The organism is Micromonospora sp. AP08 (assembly GCF_008085935.1).
GTDB classification, from domain to species: domain Bacteria; phylum Actinomycetota; class Actinomycetes; order Mycobacteriales; family Micromonosporaceae; genus Micromonospora; species Micromonospora chersina.
Window position 1 is genome coordinate 83,427 of sequence record NZ_VSEZ01000004.1, and the last position, 10,814, is coordinate 94,240.

A 10,814-nucleotide genomic window follows, 5' to 3' on the forward strand; every position below is an offset into this window, starting at 1 on the left:
TGGGTTCCGGCGCGAGCGGGGCGGCCCGGCCGGCCGGCCGGTCCTCCGGCGCCGGGGGGCGGCCCACCGAGGCGGCCGCGCGGGCCACCGGGGGCGCACCGGCCGCGGCGCGCGGCCCCGACTCGCCGGCCGGGTGCGGGTCGCCCGCCGGCGGCATGCCGCCGTCCGGACGCGCCGAGCCACGGGCGGGACCACGCGGGTCACCGCCCGCGGGGAAGCCACCGGTCCGCGACGGGTCGCCGCCGGGGCCACGCCCGCCGGTCGGCAGACCTCCGGTACGCGCCGGGTCACCGGCCGCGAACCCACCGGCGCCGTCCCGGCCCCGTCCGCCGTGCCGGTCACCGGCGGGCACACCGCCGGTGCGGGCCGGGTCACCGCCCACCCCGAAACCGCCGGTACGGGCGGGGTCACCACCCGCCGCGAAACCGCCGGTACGGGCCGGGTCACCACCGGCCGCGAAACCGCCGGTGCGGTCGTTGTCCGGTCGGGCGGCGCCACGGGCACCGTCGTCCGGGGTGGTCGGCCGGGCGGCCGGGCCGCCGGGCCGGGCCGCGCCGCGCGCGGGGCCGGGCTGGTCGGGCTTCACCGGCGGCACGGCCGCGCCGGCGCGGCCGGCCGGGCCGTGGTCGGAGCCCGCCGGCCCGCCGCGTCGGGCGGCGGTCGGCTCCTCGGCCGGGGGACCGCCGGGGCGGCGGACCGCCGGCATGGCGGGGTCGCTGTGCGCGGTGCGGCCGGCCTGCCGCAGCCAGTCGGCGGGCCGCTCGGGCCGCTGCGGACGCGGCTCGTCGGCCTCCCCGCGCGCCCCGCGGCGCGGGGCCGGCGGAACGTCACCGCTCACGCCAGGTCCACCGGCCGCTTCGGAGGCGGCACGGCGGCCGGTCGGGACGTCGGGCGCGGCACGGCGGCCGGCCGGAGCGTCGGGCGCGGCGCGGCGGCCGGGCGCGGCCGGGCCGTCACCGGCGGCCCGTCGGCCGGACGGCATCGCCACGTCGTCGGGCGCACCCCGGCGACCCGGCGCCGAGCCGGCGTCGGCGTCGGCGGCCCGTCGGCCGGACGGCATCGCCGCGTCGTCGGGCGCACCCCGGCGACCCGGCACCATGCCGGCGTCACCGGTGGCGGCACGGCGGCCCGACGGCATCGCCGGGTCGTCCGGCACGGCGCGGCGGCCGCGCGGCACCGCGGGGTTCTCGGGCGCCGCGTGCCCGCCGGCCGGCGTGGCGGCGCCGTCGGGAGCGCCGCGGCGACCGGGCGGGACCGCCGGTGCGTCCGGGGCTGTGCGGCCGCCGGGCGTCGACGGGGCGGCGGCGGCTCGCCGGCCGGTGGGGGGCACGTCGGCGCCGGGACCGGACCGGGAGCCGGGCGGGGCGTCGGCCGGGGCGCGGCGCGGGGTCGGCGCGGGTCCGTCCGGCCGACGGTCGGCGTCGGGTCCGGCGCCGGGCACCGGCGGGGCGTTCCCGGTGCGCGGCACCACGGGCTGGTTCGGTTCGCCGGCACGGCGACGCCCACCGGGCCGACCGCCGGCGGTCTCCACGGGGGGCATCCCGGCCGTGGACGGTTCGGGGCGCTGCGGGGCGCGGCCACGGCCCGACCCGGCGTCGCCCGCGTGCGACGCGCCGGTCACCGGGTCGGCGGGCGCGGCAGCCCGCGCCGAGGGCACGCCGGTGCGGCCGTTCTCGGGCTCGGCGGCGGCCCGCCGGCCGGAACCGGAGACGGGTCGGAGCGCGGGGTCGACGGCGCCGGGGGCCGGCCGGCGGCCGGCACCGGGCGGAGCAGCGTCGGGCGCCGCGCGGCGGGCACCGCCGGAGACCGGGCGGAGGCCGGGGTCGGCGTCGGGGGCGCCGCGACGGCCCGGTGTGGGCGCGCCGCCCTCGGGGGCCGGCCGGCGGCCGGCGCCGGAAACCGGGCGGACGCCCGGGTCGGCGTCGTCGGGAAGGGCGCGCCGGCCGCCACCGGTGACGGGGCGGCCCGCCGGGTCCACGCCACCGGGCCGCGCGCCGCCGGCCGGACCGGCGGGCGCCTCGGCGCCGTGCCGTCCGCGCGGGGTGGGTGGGGTGGGCGGAACCGCGGCCCGGGCGCCGTCCGGGCCCGGGGACTGCGGCCAGCCGGGTCCGGGGTTCGGTCCGCCGTAACCGCGTTCGGGGGCGGGGCCGCCGCCCGGACCGGTGCGGCCGGGAACCGGGCCGGCGGGAGGCGCGACGCGCGGGCCGGGCGGCCCGCTCACCCGGCCGGGAGCCGGCGGGACCGGGGGTTGCTGGCCGGTCGCCGCGTCCGGGTTCCGGCGGGGCGGGCGGGACGGCTCGCCGGGGCCGCGCGCGGACTCGGCGGGGCGCCGGGACGGTTCGGGTGTGCCGGGCCAGGGGCCGTCCACGGGGCGGCGGGAGGCTGACGGATCGGGGCCGCCGGGGCGGACCGGCGGCGTGGCCGGGCCGGCCTGGGGGACGCGGCGGGCGGGCGGGGTCTCCGGGCCGGGCCGGGTGGCTCCGGGCGGTGGCGCCGCGCCCGGGCGGGCGGCCCGGGACGATTCGGGCACGGGCGGGCCGGGCCGGGGCCCGGGAGCGGCCGGCGGCATCCCGCCCCGCGCGGGCGGCACGGGGCCGGGCGCCTCCCCGCCGGGGCCCAGGTCGCTGCGCTGCTGCTTGGCCGTCCGCAGGTCGTCGATCCAGCCGAACTCCTCGCCGGCGGTCGCCTCGTCCGGCTCGGCGTCGGCCTTGCCCCGCCCCCACCGGCGGCCCTTGGCACGCGGGTCGCGCCGCTCGTCGGGGCCGTCCGCCGGCCGCTCGGGACCACGCGCCATCACTGCTGACCCTCCCCGACGGCGTCGCTGCCGCCCTCGCTCGCCCCGTCGGCCCGCTCGGCGCCCGCCGGTCGGGCGCCGTTCACCGCGGCCTCCGCCCGCGCCGGCGGCGCGGGCAACCCGCGCACGATCCGGCGCAGCAGCGGCAGCCGGGTGGCCACCGCCCGCTCCGCGCCGTGCGCGCTCGGCTGGTAGTAGTCGGTCCCGACGAGGTCGTCCGGAGCGTACTGCTGGGTGACGACGCCGCGGTGGTCGTCGTGCGGGTAGCGGTAGCCGGCCCCGTGCCCGAGGCCCCGGGCGCCGGCGTAGTGGGAGTCGCGCAGCCCGCGCGGCACCGCGCCGCCGCGACCGGCGCGCACGTCGGCGATGGCCGCGCCGATGGCCGTGGTGGCCGAGTTGGACTTCGGTGCGGTCGCCAGGTGGATGACCGCCTGAGCCAGGTTGAGCTGGGCCTCGGGCAGGCCGACGTATTCGACGGCGTGCGCGGCGGCGGTGGCGACGGTCAGCGCGCTGGGGTCGGCCATGCCGACGTCCTCACTCGCGAAGATCACCATGCGTCGGGCGATGAACCGGGCGTCCTCGCCGGCGACCAGCATCCGGGCCAGCCAGTGCAGCGCGGCGTCCACGTCCGAGCCGCGCATGCTCTTGATGAACGCGCTGGTCACGTCGTAGTGGGCGTCACCGTCGCGGTCGTAGCGCACGGCCGCCACGTCGACCGCCTGCTCGGCGACGGCGAGGTCGATCCGGCCCACGCCGCGCGCGGTCGCGGTGGCCGCCGCCGCCTCCAGCGCGGTGAGCGCCTTGCGGACGTCGCCACCGGCGAGGCGGACGAGGTGGTCCTCGGCGTCCGTCTCCAGGCTGAGCGCGCCGCCCAGCCCGCGCTCGTCGGCGACCGCGCGGCGCAGCAGGCCGCGTACGGCGTCGTCGTCGAGGGGCTGGAGGGTGAGCAGCACGCAGCGGGACAGCAGCGGTGAGATGACCGAGAAGTACGGGTTCTCGGTGGTCGCCGCGAGCAGGGTGACCGTGCGGTCCTCGACGGCGGCGAGCAGCGAGTCCTGCTGGGTCTTGCTGAACCGGTGCACCTCGTCGATGAAGAGCACGGTCGGCGGGCCACCGGCCCGGCGCTGCCGACGGGCGGTCTCGATCACCGCGCGGACGTCCTTCACCCCGGCGGTCAGCGCGGACATGGCGACGAAGCGGCGGTCGGTGGCCCGGGCCACCAGGTGGGCGATGGTGGTCTTGCCGCTGCCGGGCGGCCCCCAGAGGATCACCGACATCGGGGCCGCGGCCTCGACGAGTTGGCGCAGCGGGGCGCCCGGGGCGAGCAGGTGGTCCTGCCCGACCAGCTCGTCGATGCTGGCCGGGCGCATCCGGACGGGCAGCGGCGAATCCGCCGCGGCGGCGGTGAACCCGTCGACGCCGCCGGAACCCGCGTGGGCGCTGGGCGCTCCGGCGGGTTCGCCGAGGGTGAAGAGGGCGTCGGATTCCATCACGAGAACAGTACCGGGCCGGGCCGACGGCGCTGGAATCGCGCCGCCGGCCCGGCCCGGATGGTCGTTTCCGGTCAGCCGCGACCCGGGCGGCGACCCCGGTACCACCGGCCGCCGCCGCCGCCCCGCGGGCCCGAGCCGACCCCGGCCAGGTAGAGGGAGAGCAGCAGGAAGCCGATGAGCATGAGGGTGTGGGTGTTGAACAGGTCGGGCGCGCCGAAGTTCGTGTTCAGGAAATCGATCAACAGGGCGAAGCCGAACACGATGGCCGCGATGATGGCGAGCATGGTCGTTCCTCCGGTGGGGGGTCCCAGTAGGTCGGCCACGGATGTACCCAATCGGTCTGTTCGTCAATCTCCACCGTGGAACGCCCCCACCTCCGACGGCGGGCGGCGTCAGCGGTCGGTGGCGAGGATCGCGTACCGCACCGAGTCCCACCAGGAGCCTCGGACGAGCAGGTGGTCGCGGCTGATCCCCTCGCACCGCAGGCCGGACTTCTCCAGCACCCGCGGGGAGGCGGCGTGGTCCGGCCGGGTGGTCGCCTCCACGCGGTGCAGTCCCACCGACCCGAACGCCAGGTCCAGCAGCAGGCCGGCGATCTCGGTGCCGAGGCCCCGGCCCCAGTGGTCGGGGTGCACCACGTAGCCGATCTCGCCGCGCCGGTGCGGCACGCTCTCCACGGTCAGGGTGCCCAGACCGAGCAGCCGGTCCCGGTCGGCCGCGGCCAGCCGGTATTCCGGCCGCGGCTCGCCGCCCGCCTCCTCCCGCCAGCCGGACAGGGCGGCGCGGACCTCGTCCCGGGTGGGCGCCCGCTCGTCGAGCACCCGGTCGAGCACCCGCGGCTCGGTCAGCAGCGCGTGCAGCGCGGGCCCGTCGTCGTCCGCCCATTCGCGCAGCACGCAGCGCGGGCCGGGCAGGCGCACGGGTCGTACGGAGTTGATGGGAGTCACGGTTTCCCCTCTCGTAGGCTGGCCGCATGATCACTGCCGAGGAGGTCCTGTCGGGGCGGGACACCCTGCTCGCCGCCGCCGGCCACCACCCGTACGCCCGGCACGCCCTCTGGCGGGACCACGAGGCGCGGGGCTGGCGGCGGGACGGCGCGGTCGGCTGGCTCCTCCCGCCGGGGCAGGGGCCGGCCGGCGGGGCGGTCGGGGCGGCCGGGCCGGCGCTGGACGTCTTCGCGGGCCTGGTGGCGGACGGGACGCTGCACGCCGGCCAGTGGCTGCACCTGCCCCGGACCGCGGCCGAGGAGGTCGCCGACCGGCTCACCGTGGCCCGGCTCGACGAGTGGGACTTCCTGTGGACCACGACCGCCCCGCCGGAGCAGCCGGCGGAGGAGCGCGTCGTCCGCCTCGGCGAGGCCGACCACCCCGCGCTGGCCGCGCTCATCGAAGTGGCCTTTCCCCGCACCACCTCCCGCCCGGGCGACCCGCGGATCGTCGACTGGTACGGCATCCGCGACGGCGACCGCCTCGTGGCCTGCGGCGCCGACCGGAGCCGGGGCGACATCGGCTTCCTGGCCGGGCTGACCGTGGCGCCGGACCGCCGGGGCCGGGGGCTCGGCGCGGCGCTCACCGCCGGGATGACCCGGGCCCTGTTCGCCCGGTACGACCACGTGGCGCTCGGCGTCTACACCGCCAACGTCGGCGCGATCCGGCTGTACCGCCGGCTGGGCTACACCGGCACCGAGCCGCGTACCTCGGTCCACCTGGGCTGATCCCCCACCCGGGCCCGGCACGGGCTCAGTCCGACCGCGCGGGTGCGGAGACGGCGACCGTGACCGGGTCCACCGGGCCGGCAGGGTCCAGCGCCGGGCCGGGGTGGCCCGGACCGGCGGCCGACTCACCCGGCCGGTGCTCGCCCGGGTCCGGCTCCGCCGCCGCCGTCCGGCGCCCGGCGCGCCAGGCCGGCAGGTAGAGCGGGGCGGCCACGGCGAGCACCACGGCGCCGACCAGCATGGCGACGCTGATGCTGGTGGCGTCGGCCAGGGCGGTCAGCACCACGGCGCCGAGCGCGCCGGCCGGCTGGCCCATCATCGAGTTCAGCGAGAGCACGCTGGTCCGGTACGGCCCGTCGACCTGCCGGTGCAGCAGCCCCATGTGCAGCGGGTTCGACGCGCCGTGCACGGTGTAGCAGGCCAGGTAGGCGATGAGCACGCCGACCGGGCCGGCGAGCAGGCCCATCCCGACCACGGTGACGCCCTGGAGGACGCGCATGAGCGCGGCGGCGGGGGCGGCGCCGAGCCGGCGCAGCAGCAGCGGGGTGAGGGCGGCGCCGGCCGCGTTGGCCAGCCAGGCCGCTGAGCTGGCCGGGCCGAGCAGCGCGGCGGCCCGGTCGGCGTCGCCGACCACCTCGGCCAGGCGCACGGGCAGCAGCGACTCGAAGGTGATCATGCCGAAGCCCCAGAACAGCTCGACGGCGACCAGGGCGAGCAGCACCCGGTTGCGGCGCAGCAGGCCGACGGCCTGGCCGACCATCCGGGGCGCCTCGACCACCGAGGCCCGCACGGCGGCGGCGCCCCGGGCCGGCCGGTGCTCGACCAGCAGCACGGTGAGCGCGACCAGCGCGGCCACCTGGAGGGCGATGGCGACCAGCACGGGCAGGGTCAGCGCGCTGAGCGGCCCGACCGGCCCGAGCGCGACCAGGCCGCCGCCGAGCAACGCGCCGGCGCCGATGGCGATGCCGATGACGGTGCCCGCCCAGCCCAGGCCGCGCTCGTACTCGGCCTCCGGGTCGGCGGCCAGGGTCGCGTCGACGTACCAGGACTCCAGCGGGCCGCTGTCGAGCGCCCGGTAGATCCCCTGCAACGCCGAGACCAGGAAGAACATCCAGAACGAGTCGGCGACCACGAAGAGCACCAGCGAGACCAGGCAGACCGTCCAGGCGACGACCAGCACGGGCTTGCGACCGAGCGCGTCGGCGAGCCCCCCGGTGGGCAGCTCCAGCGCCAGCACGACCAGGCCCTGCGCGGTGGCCACGAGGCCGATCTGGGACAGCGACAGGCCGCGTTCCTGCATGAGCAGGATCATCACCGGGATGAGCAGGCCGCTGGGCAGCCAACGCAGGCCGTAGAGGGTGAGGTAACGGAACCGGACCTGGCGTACGGACAAAGTGGTCACCGGAACTCCTTGGGCAGGGGGTAGGCGGCGAGCCACAGCTGCACCTGCTCGGCGCCGGGCTCGGCCGGGTCAGCCTCGTTGCGGTAGCGCTCCAGGACCTGCCACAGCTCGGCCTTGAGGGCCTCCAGTCGGGCGGCCGGGATGGCCATGAAGATGTCGCCCATACCGAAGGCGTCCCGCCAGGCCGGCGACCACTCGTTCTGCGCGGCGAACCACCGCTCCGCGTGCTCGGCCAGGTGGCGCACCTGGTCGCCCTGGATCCAGTCGATCGCGGCGCGGGCGTCCGGGTCGTCGTCGAAGTCGCTCGGTTCCCAGTTGGTGACGTCGTGCGCGGCCTGCCACCAGCGCTGCCGGCCGGTGCCCCGGTCCGGGTCCTCCACGACGAGCCCCACCTCGGCGAGCTGGCGCAGGTGGTAACTGGTGGCGCCGGTGTTGGTACTGAGCAGCTCCGCGAGCGCGGTGGCCGTCGCCGGGCCCTTCACCCGCAGCGCGCCGAGTAGGCGCATCCGCAGCGGGTGGGCCAGCACCCGCACCTGTCGGTGGTCCAGCCGCACGGCCCGTGGCTCGGGACGCGACCCTTCGTTCTCCATGACTTGCACAATATCTGTGCATAGTTCTCATGCACAAGAGTTGTGCACAGAATCTGTGCATGGGGCGATCAGGCCAGCACCTCGGTGATCCCGCGCAGCCGGGTCCGCAGCAGGCCGGCCGCCCGCGACGAGTCGAGGCGCACCTCCGCGGGGCGGTGCAGGCCGGCTCCGGCGATGGTCGACGTCTTCAGACCGGCCGGGTCGAGGCCCTCGTGCCGGGCCACGAGCAGCCCCATCTCGGCGCGGCTGACCGCCTCCGGGCCGGCCACGTTGAGCGGGCCGGCCACGTCGGAGGGCACCAGTTCCAGCACCGCCGCGGCCAGGTCTGCCACGTGCACCGGGCAGCGGGCCTCGTCGGTGAACAGGACGGCCCGGCCGGCCAGCGCGTCCCGGCAGAGCTGGATCTGCTTGCTCCCCTCCCCCACGATCAGCGACGTCCGCACCAGCAGCGCCCCCGGGTCGACGGCCCGCACCGCCGTCTCGGCGGCCGCCTTCGCCGCCCCGTAGGGGTTGACCGGCGTGGGCGCGTCGTCGTCCAGATAGGGTGCCGGCCGGCCGCCGTGCAGCGCGTCGCTGGACAGGTGCACCAGCCGCGCACCCACCTCGGCGGCGGCGCACGCGACGTGGGCCGCCCCGTCGGCGGTGACCGCCCAGTCGTCGTACCGGTAGGGGGTGGCCACGACGGCGTCGGGGCGTACCCCGGTCAACAGCGCGCGCACGGCGGCCCGGTCGGTGACGTCGAGCCGGCGCGGCGCGACGCCCGGCACCGCGACGGCGGCGGAGTGGTACGTGCCGACCACCCGGTGCCCGGCGGCGACCGCCTGCCGGCAGACCTCGGCGCCGAGGAAGCCGCTGGCCCCCACCACGAGCAGGTTCATCCCGTCCTCCAGACGTCGAAAGGCCCGCGCCATCATGACGCGGGCCTTTCGTCGAATCGGGATCAGGTCGGGTCGGCCACCGGGGCGGCCGGGCCGGCGGTGCCGGCGTGCGGACCGGTCGGCGCCTTCGGCTTGGCGTCGATGCCGGCCTCGGCGCGCTGCTGCGCGGTGATCGGCGTCGGCGCCCCGGTCAGCGGGTCGAAGCCGCCGCGGGTCTTCGGGAAGGCGATGACCTCGCGGATCGAGTCCGCGCCGGCCAGCAGCATGCAGACCCGGTCCCAGCCGAAGGCGATGCCGCCGTGCGGCGGGGCGCCGTACTTGAACGCCTCCAGCAGGAAGCCGAACTTGTCCTGCGCCTCCTCGGCGGTGATGCCGAGCAGGTCGAACACCCGCTGCTGCACGTCGCCGCGGTGGATACGGATCGAGCCGCCGCCGATCTCGTTGCCGTTGCAGACGATGTCGTACGCGTAGGCCAGCGCCCGGTCCGGCGCCTCCTCGAACCGGTCCACCCACTCCGCGTTCGGCGAGGTGAACGGGTGGTGCACGGCGGTCCAGCCGCCCTCGTCGGTCTTCTCGAACATCGGCGCGTCGACCACCCAGCAGAACGCCCAGGCGCTCTCGTCGACCAGCTTGGCCCGCTTGGCGATCTCGATGCGGGCCGCGCCGAGCAGTTCCTGCGCCTCCCGCGCGTTCGTGCCGGCGGCGAAGAAGACGGCGTCGCCCGGCTTCGCGCCGACCGCGTCGGCCAGCCCGGCCAGGTGCGCCTCGGAGAGGTTCTTGGCCACCGGGCCGCGCGCCTCGCCGGTCTCCGCGTCGAGCACCACGTACGCGAGACCCCGCGCGCCGCGCGCCTTGGCCCAGTCCTGCCAGCCGTCGAGCTCCTTGCGGGTCTGGCTCGCGCCGCCCGGCATGACCACCGCGCCGACGTAGCCGCCGGCGTCGATCGCGCCGGCGAAGACCCGGAACTCGGTGCCGCGCAGGTAGTCGGTCAGCTCGGTCAGCTCGACGCCGTAGCGCAGGTCCGGCTTGTCGGAGCCGTACCGGGACATGGCGTCGTGCCAGGTGATCCGCGGGATGGGCCGGGGGATCTCGTAGCCGGCCAGGTCGGACCAGAGCTTCGCCACGATCGCCTCGCCGAGGTCGATCACGTCGTCCTCGGTGACGAAGGACATCTCGATGTCCAGCTGGGTGAACTCCGGCTGCCGGTCGGCGCGGAAGTCCTCGTCGCGGTAGCAGCGGGCGATCTGGTAGTAGCGCTCCATGCCGCCGACCATGAGCAGCTGCTTGAACAGCTGCGGCGACTGCGGCAGCGCGTACCAGCTGCCGGGCTGGAGGCGCACCGGGACCAGGAAGTCGCGGGCGCCCTCCGGGGTGGAGCGGGTCAGCGTCGGCGTCTCGATCTCCAGGAAGTCCCGCTCGTGCAGCACCGCGCGGGCCAGCTGGTTGGCCCGCGAGCGCAGCCGCATGGCCTTCGCCGGGCCGCCGCGGCGCAGGTCGAGGTAGCGGTACTTGAGCCGGATGTCGTCGCCGGCCTCGATCTGGTCGTCGACCGGCAGCGGCAGCGGCGCGGCCTCGGAGAGCACCTCCAGCGCGGTCGCGGTCACCTCGACCTCGCCGGTCGGCAGGTCCGGGTTCTCGTTGCCCTCGGGGCGGCGGGTCACCTCGCCGGTCACCTTGACGCAGAACTCGTTGCGCAGCGCGTGCGCGTCCTCCTCGCGGAAGACCACCTGCACGACGCCGGAGGCGTCGCGCAGGTCGACGAAGATGACACCGCCGTGGTCGCGCCGGCGGGCCACCCACCCGGCGAGCGTCACCGTCGAGCCGGCGTCCGCGGCGCGCAGGCTTCCGGCATTGTGGGTACGGATCACGGCTTGCGTCTCCTCATCGTGGAACAGTCGTCACTCCGCATTCTGTCAGCCCCGCCCGCCGCGTCCGGCGGGCAC

At 77.8% G+C, this 10,814-nt stretch carries 8 protein-coding genes; 1 reads left to right on the forward strand and 7 read right to left on the reverse strand.

Annotated features, from left to right (window positions below; translation table 11 throughout):
* Window positions 1-2,793 precede the first annotated feature (2,793 nt).
* From FXF50_RS08840 to FXF50_RS08850, 3 genes are all read right to left on the reverse strand, one after another.
* Window positions 2,794-4,284 carry a replication-associated recombination protein A gene (locus FXF50_RS08840; RefSeq protein ID WP_148426737.1) on the reverse strand — a complete coding sequence of 497 codons (1,491 nt, stop codon included), beginning with the start codon at window positions 4,282-4,284 and terminating at the stop codon, window positions 2,794-2,796.
* Between the two features lie 74 nt (window positions 4,285-4,358).
* On the reverse strand, window positions 4,359-4,571 hold the full coding sequence (locus FXF50_RS08845; RefSeq protein ID WP_148426738.1) for a hypothetical protein: 213 nt from the start codon (window positions 4,569-4,571) through the stop codon (window positions 4,359-4,361).
* Window positions 4,572-4,679: 108 nt separating this feature from the next.
* Window positions 4,680-5,234: a GNAT family N-acetyltransferase gene (locus FXF50_RS08850; protein ID WP_148426739.1), complete on the reverse strand. Its 555-nt coding sequence runs from the start codon at window positions 5,232-5,234 to the stop codon at window positions 4,680-4,682.
* A 26-nt stretch (window positions 5,235-5,260) separates the two neighbouring features.
* Between FXF50_RS08850 and FXF50_RS08855 the strand changes: the two genes are divergently transcribed.
* Window positions 5,261-6,001 (forward strand): GNAT family N-acetyltransferase, encoded by a 741-nt coding sequence (locus FXF50_RS08855; RefSeq protein ID WP_148426740.1) that lies wholly within the window; start codon window positions 5,261-5,263, stop codon window positions 5,999-6,001.
* Between the two features lie 25 nt (window positions 6,002-6,026).
* Here the strand turns inward: FXF50_RS08855 and FXF50_RS08860 are convergent, their stop codons facing one another.
* The 4 genes from FXF50_RS08860 to aspS all read right to left on the reverse strand — a co-directional run bounded on the left by FXF50_RS08860 (window position 6,027) and on the right by aspS (window position 10,739).
* Window positions 6,027-7,403 (reverse strand): MFS transporter, encoded by a 1,377-nt coding sequence (locus FXF50_RS08860; protein ID WP_148426741.1) that lies wholly within the window; start codon window positions 7,401-7,403, stop codon window positions 6,027-6,029.
* On the reverse strand, window positions 7,400-7,993 hold the full coding sequence (locus tag FXF50_RS08865; RefSeq protein ID WP_148426742.1) for a helix-turn-helix domain-containing protein: 594 nt from the start codon (window positions 7,991-7,993) through the stop codon (window positions 7,400-7,402). The genes FXF50_RS08860 and FXF50_RS08865 overlap by 4 nt, the downstream gene beginning before the upstream one ends.
* A gap of 68 nt (window positions 7,994-8,061) precedes the next feature.
* The gene (locus FXF50_RS08870; RefSeq protein ID WP_148426743.1) at window positions 8,062-8,871 is read right to left on the reverse strand and encodes a sugar nucleotide-binding protein; all 810 of its coding nucleotides are present in this window, start codon (window positions 8,869-8,871) and stop codon (window positions 8,062-8,064) included.
* Between the two features lie 62 nt (window positions 8,872-8,933).
* The gene (aspS, locus tag FXF50_RS08875; protein WP_148426744.1) at window positions 8,934-10,739 is read right to left on the reverse strand and encodes an aspartate--tRNA ligase; all 1,806 of its coding nucleotides are present in this window, start codon (window positions 10,737-10,739) and stop codon (window positions 8,934-8,936) included.
* Between the last annotated feature and the right edge of the window lie 75 nt (window positions 10,740-10,814).

What these genes read in the sequence shown, in the direction of transcription:
- FXF50_RS08840 (WP_148426737.1), bottom strand. Translation starts at nt 4,284, where the DNA reads ATGGAATCCGACGCCCTCTTCACCCTCGGCGAACCCGCCGGAGCGCCC.
- FXF50_RS08845 (WP_148426738.1), bottom strand. Translation starts at nt 4,571, where the DNA reads ATGCTCGCCATCATCGCGGCCATCGTGTTCGGCTTCGCCCTGTTGATC.
- FXF50_RS08855 (WP_148426740.1), top strand. Translation starts at nt 5,261, where the DNA reads ATGATCACTGCCGAGGAGGTCCTGTCGGGGCGGGACACCCTGCTCGCC.
- FXF50_RS08865 (WP_148426742.1), bottom strand. Translation starts at nt 7,993, where the DNA reads ATGGAGAACGAAGGGTCGCGTCCCGAGCCACGGGCCGTGCGGCTGGAC.
- FXF50_RS08870 (WP_148426743.1), bottom strand. Translation starts at nt 8,871, where the DNA reads ATGAACCTGCTCGTGGTGGGGGCCAGCGGCTTCCTCGGCGCCGAGGTC.